The sequence below is a fragment of the Corynebacterium sp. HMSC059E07 genome (assembly GCF_001814395.1).
GTDB lineage: Bacteria > Actinomycetota > Actinomycetes > Mycobacteriales > Mycobacteriaceae > Corynebacterium > Corynebacterium hesseae.
In genome coordinates this window covers 140311-157055 of record NZ_KV816333.1, presented here as the reverse complement: position 1 = coordinate 157055, position 16745 = coordinate 140311, and the positions used below count along the sequence as shown (strand labels likewise).

Annotated in this window: 14 protein-coding genes and 1 tRNA gene; 2 read left to right on the top strand and 13 right to left on the bottom strand. The window is 59.9% G+C overall.

All coding sequences use genetic code 11. The features are described 5' to 3' along the window. Window positions 1-487: 487 nt before the first annotated feature. The 7 genes from HMPREF2967_RS10945 to HMPREF2967_RS10915 all read right to left on the bottom strand — a co-directional run bounded on the left by HMPREF2967_RS10945 (window position 488) and on the right by HMPREF2967_RS10915 (window position 6228). Window positions 488-1291 carry a Bax inhibitor-1/YccA family protein gene (locus HMPREF2967_RS10945; protein ID WP_070686428.1) on the bottom strand — a complete coding sequence of 268 codons (804 nt, stop codon included), beginning with the start codon at window positions 1289-1291 and terminating at the stop codon, window positions 488-490. A 272-nt stretch (window positions 1292-1563) separates the two neighbouring features. Further along, window positions 1564-1640: transfer RNA gene (locus tag HMPREF2967_RS10940), tRNA-Leu, on the bottom strand. Window positions 1641-1727: 87 nt separating this feature from the next. Next, a complete protein-coding gene (locus HMPREF2967_RS10935) occupies window positions 1728-2681 on the bottom strand; it encodes a Ppx/GppA phosphatase family protein (protein WP_070686426.1) in 954 nt (317 codons plus the stop codon). Between the two features lie 16 nt (window positions 2682-2697). Next, the gene (locus tag HMPREF2967_RS10930; RefSeq protein ID WP_070520905.1) at window positions 2698-3246 is read right to left on the bottom strand and encodes a DUF501 domain-containing protein; all 549 of its coding nucleotides are present in this window, start codon (window positions 3244-3246) and stop codon (window positions 2698-2700) included. 34 nt (window positions 3247-3280) lie between these two features. After that, complete coding sequence (locus tag HMPREF2967_RS10925; protein WP_070520902.1) at window positions 3281-3784, bottom strand: septum formation initiator family protein; 504 nt, start codon at window positions 3782-3784, stop codon at window positions 3281-3283. A gap of 231 nt (window positions 3785-4015) precedes the next feature. Beyond that, a complete protein-coding gene (eno, locus tag HMPREF2967_RS10920; protein ID WP_070520900.1) occupies window positions 4016-5293 on the bottom strand; it encodes a phosphopyruvate hydratase in 1278 nt (425 codons plus the stop codon). A 143-nt stretch (window positions 5294-5436) separates the two neighbouring features. Next, a complete protein-coding gene (locus tag HMPREF2967_RS10915) occupies window positions 5437-6228 on the bottom strand; it encodes a lysozyme family protein (RefSeq protein WP_070686424.1) in 792 nt (263 codons plus the stop codon). A 239-nt stretch (window positions 6229-6467) separates the two neighbouring features. Between HMPREF2967_RS10915 and HMPREF2967_RS10910 the strand changes: the two genes are divergently transcribed. Further along, complete coding sequence (locus HMPREF2967_RS10910; protein WP_070686422.1) at window positions 6468-6890, top strand: hypothetical protein; 423 nt, start codon at window positions 6468-6470, stop codon at window positions 6888-6890. Here the strand turns inward: HMPREF2967_RS10910 and HMPREF2967_RS10905 are convergent. After that, window positions 6887-7501: a MazG nucleotide pyrophosphohydrolase domain-containing protein gene (locus tag HMPREF2967_RS10905; RefSeq protein WP_070686420.1), complete on the bottom strand. Its 615-nt coding sequence runs from the start codon at window positions 7499-7501 to the stop codon at window positions 6887-6889. The genes HMPREF2967_RS10910 and HMPREF2967_RS10905 overlap by 4 nt on opposite strands. Before the next feature lie 81 nt (window positions 7502-7582). Between HMPREF2967_RS10905 and HMPREF2967_RS10900 the strand changes: the two genes are divergently transcribed. After that, window positions 7583-9070 carry an amino acid permease gene (locus tag HMPREF2967_RS10900; RefSeq protein ID WP_070686418.1) on the top strand — a complete coding sequence of 496 codons (1488 nt, stop codon included), beginning with the start codon at window positions 7583-7585 and terminating at the stop codon, window positions 9068-9070. Here the strand turns inward: HMPREF2967_RS10900 and HMPREF2967_RS10895 are convergent. The 5 genes from HMPREF2967_RS10895 to HMPREF2967_RS10870 all read right to left on the bottom strand — a co-directional run bounded on the left by HMPREF2967_RS10895 (window position 9067) and on the right by HMPREF2967_RS10870 (window position 16736). Next, window positions 9067-9546, bottom strand: coding sequence for a hypothetical protein (locus tag HMPREF2967_RS10895; protein WP_070686416.1), 480 nt, complete (start codon window positions 9544-9546; stop codon window positions 9067-9069). The two genes, HMPREF2967_RS10900 and HMPREF2967_RS10895, sit on opposite strands and share 4 nt — an antisense overlap. After that, window positions 9546-13184, bottom strand: a complete 3639-nt coding sequence (gene mfd / locus HMPREF2967_RS10890; protein ID WP_070686441.1) for a transcription-repair coupling factor — start codon at window positions 13182-13184, stop codon at window positions 9546-9548. Before mfd ends, HMPREF2967_RS10895 begins: the two co-directional genes overlap by 1 nt. A gap of 12 nt (window positions 13185-13196) precedes the next feature. Then, window positions 13197-13805: a TetR/AcrR family transcriptional regulator gene (locus HMPREF2967_RS10885; protein WP_070520882.1), complete on the bottom strand. Its 609-nt coding sequence runs from the start codon at window positions 13803-13805 to the stop codon at window positions 13197-13199. 268 nt (window positions 13806-14073) lie between these two features. After that, entirely contained in the window at window positions 14074-14793 is a 720-nt protein-coding gene (locus HMPREF2967_RS10875) for a trimeric intracellular cation channel family protein (protein WP_232770835.1), read from the bottom strand. Window positions 14794-15101: 308 nt separating this feature from the next. Further along, window positions 15102-16736: a multicopper oxidase family protein gene (locus HMPREF2967_RS10870; protein WP_070686412.1), complete on the bottom strand. Its 1635-nt coding sequence runs from the start codon at window positions 16734-16736 to the stop codon at window positions 15102-15104. Window positions 16737-16745 lie beyond the last annotated feature (9 nt).

Genomic DNA, 16745 nt, shown 5'->3' with positions numbered 1-16745 from the left:
TCACGACACTGCTACCAAATAGCCGGTCGCAACAGGCATGGTCGCGGAATGCTCAGGGCTAGGCGCAGAAACAGGTGCTTGCCGATGCAGTTGCCCACATATCCAGCGGACGGCTCACGGAGCCTGTTAACAGCAAGGCAAAGACTCACCCACCCAATAAATCGAACATTTCGCCCACAAGAACCGAACAGGACCTCAGATTTGCAACCGTAACTACCCCCGCAGTCATCCACGTCACACGGCTTGAGGTACTGGCCACCTGTACCGCAATTGGTACGCAAATAGATATTTGCGAAGGGAAATCCTGTTCTAACTGTTGCAATCTGTATTAGCTCGCGCCAGTCAATGCCAAGATCCCGCCCGCACCTAACGGGCGCTATACCCCTGCTCCAAAAGAGATGCGCCACGCACACAAAGAAACCGGCGGCCAGCAACCACAAAGCTTGTGGTGCCAGCCGCCGGTTTCGCAGAAGCAGTATGAGACTAATTAGTCCCTGAAGTAGCTCAGCAGACGAAGAATCTCCGTGTACAGCCAGACCAAGGTCACGGCCAAACCAAGAGCGATACCCCAGGCATATTGCGCCGGGGCACCCTGGCGAATCAGGCGGTCTGCCTGGTCGAAGTCTGTCATAAAGGACAAGGACGCCAGAACAATGCAGACGAGGGAGAAGATGATGGAAAGCATGCCACCATCACGTAGCGGATTAAAGCCGAAGAAAATAGCGCCCAGCATGTTACCCAGAGCCAACACGGCCACGCCGGCGATGAGGCCGAACATGATCTTGTTGAACTTCGGGGTGACTTTGACGGCACCGGTCTTGTAGACCATCAGCATGCCGATAAAGACACCTACGGTACCCATGATTGCCTGGCCGATAAGTGCCATGCCATCGGAATTACCGAAGGATACGCCGGCAAACATGAGGGAGAATCCGCCCACAAAGAGGCCTTCAAACACGGCATAGATCAACGTGACGGCTGCAGAACCAAACTTCTTGCCAAACGTTGAGACAAGAACAGTAATGAAACCGCCGAGCGCACCGACCAGGGTAAGAATCATCGCGATGCCTGGGTTAATCAACTCACCAACAGCAAAGTTGAGCACGGCCATAACAATGATGACGCCAAGAGTAATTCCAGTCTTGGTCACAACATCATCAACAGTCAGCGGCCGATCGGCGCTGCGATTCTCCTGAACAAATGGATTATCGCTCTGACCGTAGGGATTTCCACCCTGGGTCTGACTTTGGCTGGACGAGAGGGAACTCATGACGGGGTTGCTAGAACGCACGCGAATCCCGATTCCTTTCACAGTCTTTCTCTAAAAAACGGCCCCTAGGGCCGCCTTATTTGTCATTTCATCAAGATCAACGCTCCCCACTGCTAGGAAGTTCCCAAAAATCTCAAAATTCGCAAAATTGTCCACGCGTAACAGGAATGCGTCGACAAGCACTGCGCTTGCCGGCGCCCCTGTTGCCGCAAACTATGAAGAGGAGCGCTGGGAAGCGTTCCCCACCTTCGCCCCGTTAAATTCAGCGTTTCCGCTGGTCATGGTGCCCCCAGTGGTGCCCCCACTGGGACTCGAACCCAGACTGAATCGATTTTAAGTCGACTGCCTCTGCCGATTGGGCTATGGGGGCCAAACCGCGCCCACTCATCTTAGGGCACGGGTAGGCGTGGACTGAAAATAGGGTCGGCTTCTGCGCAACTCTTTTGGTTTGAGTTCGCTAACTGGCGGCGAGGCCGCTAATGATGCCGTCGAGGATGTCCTTCTCACTGATGAAGAAGGAACGGGCTTCACTGTTGCGCTCAATCATCGTCATGATGCCCTCGATGGCCACGCATCCACCACCGATGACATCTGCACGCCCGGGGTGGATGACGGGGTTGAGAGCGCGCACATCCGAAGGCAATCCAATCATCTGTCGGGTGAGCACCCGCAGTGCATCGAAGCGAAGCTCGGAACCGTGGATGGAGTCGGCATCGTAGCGCTCCATCCCCTGGGCAAGCGCCGAAAGAGTCGTAAACGTACCGGCACAGCCAACGAAGGTGAGGGCTTTGTCGATAGGAACGATCTTCTCCACTTCGGCCATGCGCTCAGCAACATAATCGCTAGCAATCTCAATCTCGGCCTCCGTGGGAGGATCGGTGCGCATGATGCGCTCGGTAAGCCGCACGCACCCCATCTGAGCAGAGTGCGAGCCGAGGATCTCGCCATCGATTGTCCCCACGACGAACTCTGTCGAACCACCGCCCAAATCGATGACGCAATACGGGCCCTCCTCAGAGTGCAGGTCCCCCACCGCACCGGTAAAGGACAGCAGTGCCTCTTCCTCACCGGAAATTACCTCCGCGCGAGCCCCCGGCTGGATTTCACCGAGAAGCTCCTCGGTCATGTTGAAGAACTCGCGGTGGTTTTTTGCATCACGAGTGGCCGAGGTGGCGACCATGCGCACGCGCTCGACCTTTTCAAACTTCATTTGTTTGACGTAGCCTTCGAGCGCTACGCGAGTCCGCGCAAGAGCTTCAGGATCAAACTCACCGGTAGCATCGACGCCCTGGCCAAGGCGAACGATCTCCATCGTGCGGGTGATGTCCCGGATATTGCCATCCTCCTGAATCTCGCTGATGAGCAGGCGAATGGAGTTGGTTCCGCAGTCGACAGCAGCGACGCGAGTCATAGGGTCAGCCTTTCTTTTAACCGGCGTTAGAAAAATCGAACTGGGTCATGTCGATGCCCAGGTCCCCCACGGTGGGCCAATCCTCAGGGATGGCGCTTCCCCGGAGTTTACCGTGCTCCGCAGCCATCGCGACGGCCTCGGTACCAAAGCGCACGCGGCCCGGCCCCTCAGCTAAGGCATAAGCGATGAGAACGTGGAGGCACTTCACGCGCTCTGGCATGCCGCCACCTGAAAACTCAGTGCCCAGGTCTTCCATGGCGTTACGGGTTTCCAGGTAGTGTTCGTGCGCTGCCTGGTAATCCTGCTGCAGGTCCTCTTCTTGGGCGAGGCGCTGCTCCATCCACTTCATGACATGGGCGACCTCAAGGCGCGATGCTTCGGCAGTCAGGCGCGGGTCGGTGAGGTAGTAAAGGGTGGGAAACGGGGTGCCGTCGGGAAGCTTGGGTGCGGTTTTAATCACCGCTGGGGCTCCGTCCGGGGTGCGGTAAGCAATGTCCACGACGCCGCGCGGGGCGCGACCCAACTGTTCGCGGACGACTTCAAGGTCAGCATCGGTCACGGTCATAGGAACCATTGTGACATGGAGATATGGATGAGTCCTATTCAGCAGGTGTTTCCGGTAGGTTTTCCGCATCTTCCGATACTGAATCCCACAGCACCGTGTACCACTCGCGGTCGTCGGCATCCTCACGACGCTCTGAGGTCACCGTGTCACCAGAGTCCATGCGCGGATCCATGATGCGAAAGGCCATCTCACCTTCATCCATGACACCGAAGCGGCGGCGCGCCTCCTCCTTGACGTATTCCTCGGATCGGTACTTGTCAATCTCCGTGAGGAGGTCATCCTTCTGTGCCTGCTTGGCGACGATTGAGCTTTCCAGCCGCGCAATCTCCGATTGGCCGTGGTAGTAATTTCGCAGCGGAACGGCAATGGATAGCAGTACTACGAGAACAACAGCGATGATCACGCCGATCCCGAGGATGTCTAGCCCTTTGGGCTGCACAGGCGCTTTCTTCCGTTTAGCTCGCTGCTCATCGCGGGCACGCGTGCGAACCGGAACGGTGTTCCGGCGTTTCGTGCGGGGAGAAGTAGTGCGTGCCATCGGAAAGCCATTGTATCCCGGACCGGCCCAGGTGCTGTGCGGCGCGCGACGTGTCCCAGAAATAACATGCGCCTCAGAAGTTTTGGGCTGGGCCTGTTCGGGGCCGGACAACAGGAAAGGTGCCACGATCAAAACGACTAAAAGGTGCCACAGTTTCTGTGGCACCTTTTGTTTCACCAGTAGTTCAGCGAGTGGTCTGTGCAGACCACTGCTAGAAACCGGAGTTGAGTCCTAGCCCTGGAAGCGCGGGAATGCGGAGCGGCCGGCGTAAACTGCGGCGTCACCCAGTTCCTGCTCAATGCGCAGCAGCTGGTTGTACTTGGCAACGCGCTCAGAACGGGCCGGAGCACCGGTCTTGATCTGGCCGCAGTTCAGAGCAACGGCGAGATCAGCAATGGTGGTGTCCTCGGTCTCACCGGAGCGGTGGGACATCATGGTGCGGTAGCCATTGCGGTGTGCCAGCTCAACGGCGTCGAAGGTCTCAGTCAGGGTACCGATCTGGTTAACCTTCACCAGCAGAGCGTTGGCGGCCTTCTTCTCAATGCCTTCCTTCAGGCGAGCCGGGTTGGTGACGAAGAAGTCATCGCCGACAATCTGCACCTTGTCACCGATAGCTGCGGTGAGCTTGGTGTAGCCCTCCCAGTCATCTTCCTGCAGCGGGTCCTCGATGGACACGATCGGGTAGTTGGCGATGAGGTCCTCGTAGACCTTGGCCATCTCCTCAGCGGTGTGCTCGCCGCCCTCGAAGTGATACTTGCCGTCCTTGTAGAACTCGGAGGATGCAACGTCGAGGGCCAGGGCAACATCCTTGCCCGGCTTAAAGCCGGCCTTCTCGATGGCCTCAACGATGAGGTCCAGAGCTGCCTTGGTGGACTCAGCCTCCGGAGCGAATCCGCCCTCGTCACCCAGGCCGGTGGACAGGCCCTTGGACTTAATAACGGCCTTCAGTGCGTGGTAGACCTGTGCACCCATGCGCAGAGCCTCGCTGAAGGACTCGGCGCCGATCGGGGCGATCATGAACTCCTGAACGTCAACGCCGGAGTCAGCGTGGGCACCACCGTTGACGATGTTCATCATCGGAACGGGCAGGACATGAGCGTTCGGGCCGCCAATGTAGCGGTAGAGCGGAAGGCCAGCAGACTCGGCAGCGGCCTTAGCGGCTGCGATGGACACGCCCAGGATGGCGTTGGCGCCGAGGCGGGACTTGTTATCCGTGCCGTCCAGCTTGATCAGGGCCTGGTCGATGAGACGCTGGTCATCGGCCTCGAAGCCAGCAAGTTCATCAGCGATCTCTTCGTTGACGTTCTCAACAGCCTTCAGAACGCCCTTGCCCAAGTAGCGGTCACCACCGTCACGCAACTCGTGAGCCTCGTGAACACCGGTGGAAGCGCCAGACGGAACGCCGGCGACACCGCGTGCACCATCGTCGAGGAATACTTCAGCCTCAACAGTGGGGTTGCCGCGGGAATCAAGAATTTCGCGTGCCATTACGTGGATGATGTCAGCCATGCTGCTTTCACTCCTATAGAGCCAAATTGATCTTGGGTTCGTGTTCTGGGAGGGGCTCCCAAACCACCTGGGGACAATTGTTCCAGAAAACTTCGGAACGTGTCGGGCGGAAACGGACAACGTGACATAGATCTAGAAAGAGGCTAGGACACGGCAGGCTGTTCAATGGCGTAGGAATTTGCGGCTGCTGCGACTTTACGCAGGTAGTCCTCAGATTGGTTGTAATTGAGGACCGCTGAACGCCATCCCTCTGGCGTGGAAAGATCCCTATTTCCGTGACACAGCAGTGCGGCAGCACCCAACGCGGCATCGTCGATTTGATTGGGATCAGCAACACCATCGCCGTTGGCATCTCGGCCTAGATGCTCCCACGAAGAAGCGATGAATTGCATGGGGCCAACCGCCCGATCAAACTCGACATCGCCGTCAATGGCGCCGCCATCGCTATCAGGAACCAAAGTGGTGTTGTTAGTTCCGTCGAGAGGAATGCCCACGATGGGCGGGTCGGGATAACCATTCTCATCGAGGGATGAACGGTCGAAGAGGCTTCCGTTATAGGTCCCGTGACGAGTTTCTACCCACCCGATACCGGCGAGGGTATTCCAGCGCAGATTACAGTTCGGCCAGGATTGCCGCGCAATCAGCTCGGCGTTGCCGTAGGCCCGCAATGCCTGGGCGGGGATACTGGTGGCGTTAGCAAGCTGGTCGGACCACCACGTCAGCTTGTCCGCCGTGCGCCCCGGCCCGTCGACATCAATAGCGGGCACCTCTGCCCCGCCCACGGGTGGAAGTTCCTCTGGGACGGGGGAAAGCTGCCGGAACGGGGATGGCTTATCCAGGAAGGAAAGACTCCAAGCCACCAAGGAAATGATCAGAATGATGGCCAAGACAATGCCGAGGCCACAGCCCCCGATCCTCCTAAGCCCCTGCGTCATAAAGGTGAATACTACAGCCCGTTACAGGAAGGGGGTCGAGCGACACAGAGGGCGCCACGAGGCGACCGTATAGACAAGACCTACGACAATCGCGGAACAAAAGTTATGTCCAAATGTTCCCATGCGTAACATTCTGCGCTACACTGCAGCGTTGAACAGAGAGCCGAGGCCCTGCTGGTGCTCCACGTTCTATCACTGTCCGTTCTAGAAACGTGTCTTTCTCTTAGTCAAGGAGTTCCATGTCCATCCGTCGTATCCTCGCTACTGCTTCCGCCGTTGTCACTCTGGGTGCCATCGCACCCGCTACCGCCTCCGCCGCTTCCCTGACTGAGCTGGGCGGCTTCCTCTCCCAGGGCATCCAGTCCGCTGATTGCAACACCCTGCGCAGCACCCTGACGCTGATTGATCAGAGCACCGAGGGTGAGCTGCTTACTCCGAACACCACCCGCAACCAGCTGTCCAAGAACCTCACCGCACTGGGCAACTCTGAGGAACTCGGCCCGCTGGCCTTGGCCGCCGTGAAGTACTCCGGCCAGACCGCCGACCGCGCCCTCGAGTGCAAGATCGTCAAGGAAGACACTCTCGCAACCGGCGGTACCGGCCTATCCTCCACGATCGCTGACTACGCTCCCCTGCTGTCCTCGATGATCCAGAAGGGCTAGTTCTTTTCTCGGGCCTTACCCTCGGCCCACAGGCGCTCCTGCTCCTCTACCCCCACGACGTCCTCCGTGCCGTCGAAAAGGTAGGGCGCGCGGGAGCGCATTTTGTTGACGAAGGACATCGCGACATCGTCGAGAGTAAAAGCCCCACGGCGTGCCGCGATCTCGGCGTGAAAGAGGACCTGCAAGAAGACATCGCCCAATTCCTTAAGCAACTCGGAATCAGTGGCACGCTCCCGCACCGCCTGGGCGAATTCCGCCGACTCTTCTTCTAGATACGGCAGTAACGTCTCGTGGGTTTGATCGCGCTCCCACTCCCCGATGCGCCGCGCACGCGACATCACCTCACGTGCCTTCCACATCGGTTCCTCAAGGGAGGGGGCGAGGATGAGGTCCGCATCAGCGTCGATAAGCGCGCGCACCTGCGGGTGTGATGGATCTGTGCTCACCACAACACCATGGCCTTCCGGATCCTCACCGCACAACAGGGAATCAAAGTCCCAGCGCACCTTCACCGGAATTTCATCAGTGAAAACAACAGGGCCCTGCAGTTTCCCAACGGCCTCCATAGGGATTAACGTGGGCCAGCGCGGATCTAACAACAGGACAGTCATAAGCAACGAGTATAGGTCCCCAGTTCTTTGAACTTTCGCTGCAGTTGCACAAACGCCCGCCTGAAGGGGTATTTTTAACCAATGACCACTTCCAATCTCACCGAATCGCCGCGCACACACTCTGTGACATTGTGGACGCTCATCGCGCTCATCATCGGTTCCACGGTGGGCGCCGGAATCTTCTCTCTTCCGCAGAACATCGCCTCCGTGGCCGGCCCTGGCGCCATGCTCATCGGCTGGCTCATCGCCGGCGTGGGCATGCTCTCTGTCGCCTTCGTTTTTCAAATTCTCGCGCACCGCAAGCCGCACCTCGACTCCGGTGTGTACTCCTATGTTCGCGCCGGCCTGGGTGACTTCATCGGTTTTACCTCCGGCTGGGGCTACTGGCTGGGTTCCGTCATGGCGCAGGTAGGCTACGCCACCCTGTTCTTCAACACCATTGGCCACTACGTGCCTTTCTTTGACGCCGACCACCGCTGGGTCTCCGCCATCGCCGTATCAGTGTTGTCCTGGGGAATCTTTGCTGTGCTGGCCCGCGGTATTAAGCAGGCGGCCATCATGAACATGGTCACCTCCGTGGCCAAGATCGTCCCCATCCTCGCCTTCATCGTCATCCTCGCATTCGTAGGCTTTAGCTGGGACAAATTCACTCTTGATTTCTGGGGTGAGGCCTCCGATAAGTCCCTCTTCGAGCAGATTCAGGGCATCATGCTCTTTACCGTGTGGGTCTTCATCGGCGTGGAGGGCGCATCCGTGTACTCCAAGCAGGCGCGCACGCGTGCCGACGTCGGCCGCGCCACTGTCATCGGCTTCATCAGCGTTCTGGCGTTGCTGGTATCCGTGTCCACGCTGAGCTTCGGCGTGCTTACCCAGGAGGAGCTCGCAGCGCTGCCGGATAACTCGATGGCGTCCGTGCTCACCGCGGCCGTAGGCGAATGGGGCGGCGCTCTCATTTCCCTCGGCCTGTGCCTCTCCGTGCTCGGCGCCTACGTGTCCTGGCAGATGCTGTGCGCGGAGCCGATTGTCCTGATGGCTGTCGATGGTCTTCTCCCCCGCAAGATCGGCACCGTGAACATCGCCGGTGCGCCGTGGGTAGCGCAGCTGATTTCTACGCTGACGATTCAGCTCTTCGTTATCGTCTTCTTCCTCAACGAAACTTCTTATAACGCCATGGTGCAGCTGGCCACCATCATGTACCTGCTGCCCTACATCTTCTCTTCCCTTTACCTGGTCCTCTTGGCCGTGCGCGGCAAGGGGCTGACTCACCCGCATGCCGGGGTGCGCTTCGATATTTCAGGTCCGGAGGTGAGCCGCCGAGAGAATCGCCGCCACCTCTGCATCGGCCTCGTCGCCTTCATCTATTCCCTGTGGCTCATCTATGCCGCCGACCCGGTTTATGTTCTTCTCGGCGCGCTGGCCGTAGTCCCCAGCATGATTCCTTATGTGGCCACCCGCCTGTACAAGAAGGAACGCGTGTTCAACACCTTCGAATGGTTCGTGGTAGCGCTGGTAGTTATCGGCGCGGTTGCCGCGGTGTGGGGCTTGAGCACGGGCCGCCTGGCGCTCTAGAAAACCTCGGGCGCCGAGCGGTGCGATAGCACTGCATAGGCGATGCAGCTTGCTATCCACAACACGTGGCCGATAGCGCTGATGACGAGGAAGATGCCTCCAGTAATCGAGGCCGCTTCCTCGTTGCCAAACCACCACGTCGGAACGGTGGCTGGTCCGACGTCCCCAAAATCCGGCACGTTGGCATTGCCCACGATAAAGCCGATGAACACTAAAGCCAGGGACACCCACGCCCATGCCAGCTTGCTTGTGTAATCACCGCGGATGAACAGCGGGAGCAAACCAAGTAGCACCCAGATGCCGACCAGGATTACCCCGAACATCATCAACATGAAGGTGAGCCAGCCACCGTTCTCACCGCTGAACTTAATCACCAGTGAGACGGGGATGCTGAGCAGCGAGGCAGCCATCCACACCGCCACTAAAACGATTCTGGGATTGGCCCGAGAAATCCCGGCGGCGGTGCTGGCGTCCATTATTTTTCTCCTACGCTAATGACATTCTTCTTAGTCTTAGCACCACTGACGTCGACGCGCTCGAGTTCGAACATCGAGGCCAAGAAGTCCGCCACCCACTGCAGGAGTTCGATGTCACGCAGCTTCGGGTCCGTGACGTTGCGTCCGGCCTTGGGGAAGTTGAGCTGGATGGCCTTGGCAGCTGCACGGTAGTTGGAGCCTGGGAAGAGGCGTTTGAGGCGTACCTGCTTGGAATCCGCCAGCTCCACCGGATGGACCTTGATGCGCGTGCCCTGCACCGTGATATCGCTGACCCCGGCCCGGCGGGCCTGGTGGCGCAGGCGAGCCACGGCGAGCAGGCGCTCGACCGGCTCCGGAATGGGCCCGTAGCGGTCCTGCATTTCCTCCACCACATGAGCCAGGTCCGCGTTGTCCTTGGAGGCCGCCAGCTTGCGGTAGACCTCCAAACGCAAGCGCTCGGAGTTGATATAGGACTCCGGAATATGGGCATCCACCGGGAGATCGATTCGGATTTCCTTCGGGCCTTCGTCCGTGACCACGGGGGTCTCACCACGCGCGAGCGCCTTGAAGGTCTCCACTGCCTCACCGACAAGGCGCACGTAGAGGTCAAAGCCCACGCCGGCGATGTGGCCGGATTGCTCGGCGCCCAGCACGTTGCCGGCACCGCGCATCTCAAGGTCCTTCATGGCCACGGCCATACCGGCGCCCAGATCGTTGTTTTGGGCGATGGTGGCCAGGCGGTCATAGGAAGTTTCCGTCAGCGTGGCGCCCTTCGGGTACAGGAAGTAGGCATAGCCGCGCTCGCGGGAGCGGCCCACGCGCCCGCGCAGCTGGTGCAGCTGGGACAGGCCCATGTGGTGGGCGTTCTCCACGATGAGGGTATTCGCATTAGCAATATCCAGGCCGGTTTCCACGATGGTGGTACACACCAGGACGTCGAACTCGCGGTCCCAGAAACCTTGGACGGTGCGCTCAAGGACGTCCTCGTTCATCTGGCCGTGTGCCACGACGATTCGGGCCTCCGGCACCAGGTCCCGCAGCTCGCGGGCCTTCTTTTCGATATCCGCAACTTTGTTGTGGATGAAGAAGACTTGGCCGTCGCGCAGCAGCTCACGGCGGATGGCCGCGGCCACCTGCTTATCCTCATACGCGCCCACATAGGTCAGGACCGGGTGGCGGTCCTCCGGTGGGGTCAGGATGGTGGACATCTCGCGGATGCCCGCCATGGACATCTCCAAGGTGCGCGGAATCGGCGTCGCGGACATGGTGAGCACGTCCACGCTGGCCTTGAGCGCCTTGATGTGCTCCTTGTGCTCGACACCAAAACGTTGCTCCTCATCCACCACGATGAGGCCCAAGTTCTTCCACTGCACGCCAGTCTGCAACAAACGGTGGGTACCGATGACGATGTCCACGGAACCATCCGCCAAACCGGCCAGAATCTCCTTGGATTCCTTGGCCGAGGTAAAACGCGAAAGCACCTCAATATCCACCGGGAAGCCCTGCATGCGCTCGCGGAAAGTATCGGTGTGCTGCTGGGCCAGCAAAGTGGTGGGCACGAGGACCGCGACCTGCTTGCCGTCCTGCACGGCCTTGAAGGCTGCGCGCACCGCCACCTCGGTTTTGCCATAGCCCACATCGCCGACGACCACGCGGTCCATCGGCACCGTGGATTCCATATCCTGCTTGACGGCGTCGATGGCCAGCATTTGGTCCTCGGTCTCGACGAAGGGGAAGTTATCCTCCATCTCCGCCTGCCACGGGGTATCGGGGCCAAACTGGTGACCGGGTGCAGCCTGGCGCTTGGCATAAAGTTCCACCAGCTCACCGGCGATCTCGCGCACCGCGGCGCGCGCCTTCTTCTTGGTGTTCTTCCAGTCCGAGCCGCCCATCTTGGACAACGTCGGCGTCTCACCGCCGGTGTATTTGCTCAGCAAATCCAGCGAATCCATGGGGACCCACAGCTGGTCAGCTGGCTGGCCGCGCTTGGAGGCGGCATACTCCAACACGATGTATTCGCGGCGCGAAGTCTCGTCACCGGATTGAACGGTGCGCTCGGCCATCTTGAGGAACTTGCCGATGCCATGGGTCTCATGCACCACGTAGTCCCCCTGCTTGAGTGCGAGGGGATCCACGCGGTTACGGCGCTTTGCTGGGCGACGCTTCGCCCCCGCAATATCGCCCACACGGTTACCCGTCAGGTCAGTTTCCGTGATGACGACCAGCGGCAGTGCCTCAGCGTCCTTGAGCTTGCGTACCTTCGGGAACACCAGCCCAGCATGTGACAAGGCCTGGTAGAGCGTGACTTCGCCGGGGCTCGGCTCCCAGCCAGGTGTGGCCACCTTCGTGGGGATACCCTTCTCCGCAAAGCGCTCCACCATGCGCTTGATAGCGCCCTGCGCAGGGGCAATGAAGGCGGCACGCCCGCCGGCCGTCGTGTGCGCCAGAAGCTGCGCCATCATGGCATCAATCTCTGGGATATCACCGCGCGGAGTAGGTCCGGGCTCAAAGTCCAGCGGTAAGGTCTGCGATTCAGCCGCCGCAAACATCCCCGGCGGCGCAAAAGTCCACAGCGGTGCCTCGATATTCCGGCACGTCGCCTCCAACGACTCATAGGAGCGATAACTCGACGCCGAGGTGTCCAAGCCCTCGGCAGCCAGCGGGCCATCCGCGCCCATCGCGGCGGCCTCCCAGCCAGCAGCCAAGAACTCCGCATCGGTGGATTCCAGATCCGCGATGCGGGTGCGGATTTTCTCCGGCGCCACGAGCAGCACGTGCGTGCCCGGGGCAAGGAGTTCGGGGAGGGTGACGAAGGGGGCGTCGGCAAGCACGGCCAGCACAGCTTCCATACCTTCAGCCGGGATGTGCTCCCCTACCTTGGTCAGAAGCTCCGCCAGCGCTGCGTTGCCCCCAAACTTCTGCGCCAGCTCGCGGGCGCGTTCGGCGACTTCATTGGTGATCGGCAGCTCACGGGCGGGATAGATAGCGACCTCTCCCACCTCGATCTCGGGGATGGCACGCTGGTCAGCCACGGAGAACTGACGGATATCCGTAATCTCATCACCCCAGAACTCCACGCGCACCGGGTAGTCCGACGTGGTGGGGAAAACATCAAGAATGCCGCCGCGCGTGGCGTACTCACCGCGCTTGGCCACCATGTCCACGTGCTTATAGGCGCGAAACTCCAGCTCCGACAGGATATGCGCGAGCTCGTGCTCGTCCTCTTCCTTCAGGAAAATGGGTGCGCGGCCCTCCACCTTGCTCAGGATGGGCTGGCAGTACCCGCGGGCGGAGGTCACCACGACCTGGGCTTTGCCCGCCCCCACGAGGTCAAGCACACGCGCGCGCTTGCCGACGATATCCGCGGCCGGCGACAGCCTCTCATGCGGAAGCGTCTCCCAGGCCGGGAAGTAGGCGACCTTATCCCCCAGCATGGCCGTCAGCTCCGCGGTAAGGTCCTCTGCCTCGCGCCCGGAGGCGGTCACCACCAGCACCGGTGCGTGGTGCGCCAAGGTACCGATGGCCCAGGGACGGGCCTGGTCGATGCCAGTAATGTGCAATGAGGCTTCCCCCACTTGGGAGGCGAGGCCTTTAAGTTTCGGATCTGAGGCGGCTACTTTTAAAAGCCCGCCCAGCATCGGCGTTGCCACCTACTTAGCTCCCTTCAACTTCGGTGCTGCTTCCATGCCGGAAAGACCATTCCAGCACAGATTTACGATGTGCGCGGCAACTGTCTCACGCGAAGGCTCACGCTCATCCAGCCACCACTGGGCTGTGGTGGCCACCATGCCGACGAGCGCCTGGCCGTAGAGCACCGCCAGCTCTGGGTCGAGCCCGCGATGTTCAAAGGCCTCACCGAGGATGTGCGCGATCTGATTAACTGCTGCGTTCAACAACGTGGAGAAACTACGCTCATCCCCTGGCTTGGAATCGCGCACGAGGATCAAGAAACCATCGGTTTCCTCCTCCACATAGGTCAGCAGGGCGACAACCCCCTGCTCGATGCGCTCGCGCCAAGAACCCGTCTGTAGCGATTCCGTCACGACCTTTTCCAAAGCGACGAGCTCGCGGTCAATGACGACGGCATAGAGGCCTTCCTTGCCGCCGAAGTGCTCATAGACCACCGGTTTGGACACTCCGGCGCGTGCCGCGATGTCCTCCACGCTGGCGCCATCGAAACCGCGCTCTGCGAAGGCCGCACGGCCAATGGAGATCAACTGCTCACGGCGCTCACGCCCGGTCATCCTTTGTCGAACCATGCCTACTACTGTATCTCCCCCATCGGACATGGCCCGCACCAGCTAAAAGTAAGCCGCAAGCAACGGGAATGCGAGTCTTGGCCACCTGTTTAGGTCTGATACGCACCCGTCGGGTAACATGTCCCCCAGCGCTCATAATGTGGGCGCGTTTCCCCATGGTGTAATCGGCAACACTACGGTTTTTGGTACCGTCATTCTAGGTTCGAGTCCTGGTGGGGAAGCAAGCACAAAACCGCCTGGACTGCAATTTTTCAGCTCTTGGCGGTGTTTATTTTCTTTTCTTGCGACCGCGCCTAAATCCCCTGATTTCAGCCCTCCGCGCAATCGACGCCACCTGCGCCGCGGTGTAGTTCAAGGGAGCAATACCAGCGCGCGGAAGCACCCACCCGCGCCAATACGCCATAACCGCTAGGCCAAAGCCCACGAAGGGCGAGATGACCATGCCAAGGGCAAACTTGTCGAAGTGCGCGAAGGATGCCATCACGATTCCTGTAAGCACCGCCGGCACGGCGTAGAGCGGGCTTCCCCCAAAGACCGAGGGAATCTGGCCGGAAGCAACATCGCGCACCATTCCGCCACCCACTGCAGTCAAGACGCCCAAGAATACGCAGGCGATAAACGGCATTCCATGGGTCAGCGCCTTCACACATCCAGTCGTGCACCACACGCCCAAGATGACAGCATCCGCGTGCTCGAGGAAGATTTCCCAGGCCTTGCCTTTCAAATCCGTCAAGAAAGCAACGAGCGCGCCCACACACGCCAGCGTGAGGTACAGCGGATCAGAGATAGCCGCTGCCGGACCGCTAGCGATCAGCATGTCACGAATCATGCCGCCCGCCAGCGCCGAAAAGAGCGCCAGAAAGACGAAACCAATAATGTCGAATTCCCTACGGCGTGCAATCGTGCCACCGATAATGCCGTTGAGCACCACACCGATGAGGTCAAAGACCTGGTACAGGGAATGGATGAGCGGGTCGACGTCCTGAATCACAGATACTGACCCTAGCGTACTGCTCACATAATGATGGTGGATTTGCTGTAGTTCACTATCCTCAACTTCCTGCCACCTTAAAGCGCCGCCCCGGAACCCCCTTGACGGCCACCCTTTCCAAATGTGCAGACCTGGAAGTGCAGATACGCAGGTGGGCGTCGTGAAGCGCAACGCACTGCTTGGCGACGACCAGGGGTCTGCACTTTCAGGTCTGCACTTTTGCAGATATCAAGCGCCTCCGCATCGGCACCCCGCTGGCACAGCTCGGCGCTAGCGGGCCGTGCCTACGAGAGCATCGTGAAGGGTTAGCCCTGCGCCTCCGGCGTCGCATAGGGGCTGCGGGAGGAATCCACCACCTGGCCGCTGTGCGCGGAGTGCGTGGTGGCGGTTTGGTCGAAGACTAAGGCTGCTGGCTTTACACGCACGTCGGGCTTCTCGCCTTTATTGACCATGACGTACTGCCCCATCATTCCCTCGTCCTCATGAAGCAACATGTGGCAGTGGTACATGTACGGGATGGTCTTGTCCGGGAAGTGTCCGAACTCCACCAGCAAGCGCGCGGTTGCCTTGGGCGGAAGGTTCACAATGTCCTTCCACCCGGAGTTGAACACATTCATCTTCTCATCGCCGTCCCAGTCCAGGACCTTGAAGCGGGCGTTGTGGATGTGGAAGTTGTGCGGCCAATCAGAATTCTCATTGGTCACGGTCCAGATTTCCGGGGCGTCGTGATCAATGACGGTATCCACCCGCGCCATGTCCATCTGCTCACCGTTAATCATGAAGGTGTTGAGCACGAACTCACGCTCCGTGAGCCCATCCGTTGACGGGGTCTTCGCCGCGGCTGGGTCAAGCGTTGCCGGCAGGGCCGGTGACTCCGGCGCGGACTCCGCAGGCCCGGAGATGGTGAGAATGTCAAAGGAATCCTGGAATCCAAAGTCAGCCGCATCCTTGTCTTTGGGCACCCCAAAGTTATCCTTGCGCGGCACCGAGCGCAGCGTGACCTCCTTACCGGGCTCCAAATCTACGATGATTTCGGCACGCTCGCCCGGGCCGAAGAGGAGGGAGTCGACTTTCACGGGGGCGTCGAGAAGCCCTGTGTCCGTGGCAATGACGTGGAAGGGGCCGTTGCTCAGCTCCAGTGTGTAGAAGCGCATCGAGGCACCGTTGAGCAGGCGCAGGCGGACCCGGCGCGTGGTGGCGTCGAAGCGTGCATTGGTAATGCCGTTGACCAGAGGCGTGGTACCCAGAAGACCCAGGGTGTTATCGCTTTTCTCATCGATCTGGCCGTCTTCGGTGAATTTCGCATCCATGATGACCAGCGGGATATCATCCACACCGTAATCCTGCGGCAAGTCAAGACCAGAGGCCACGTCGTCATCAATCAGGAACATCCCCGCCAGCCCACGGTAGGCATGCGTGGCCGTGGCCATGTGCGGGTGCGGGTGGTACCACAGCGTGGCCGCGGGCTGGGTGATCTCCCATTCGGGTTTCCAGGTCTTGCCCACCTCAATTGGCGAGTGCGGGCCGCCATCTGAGTAGGCAGGCAATTTCATGCCGTGCCAGTGCACCGTGGTCATCTCAATGAGGTTGTTCGTAATTTCCGCGCGGACCTTCTCCCCGCGCCGGGCGCGCAGGGTGGGCCCTAAGAAGGGGCCGTTGAAACCCCACGTCCTGGTGCGGTCGTTGCCGGGGAGGACCTCCGAGTAACCGTCCTGCGCGGTCAGCTTGAAAACTCGCGTTCCGTCAATAACTTCGCCCTCTTCCACCGGCGGGATGGGCAGGGCGCGCGGCTCACCGTCATAGCCCTGTGGCTCCGGCTGATTCTTCGACCCCGAGGTGGAGCAGGCGCTCAACCCCATCACGGAGGCACCGGCGATGGTGAGCATGGAGCCTTGGACGAAGACACGGCGGGACACTGTGGGACGAGCGGAGATAGACATGTTTTCCAG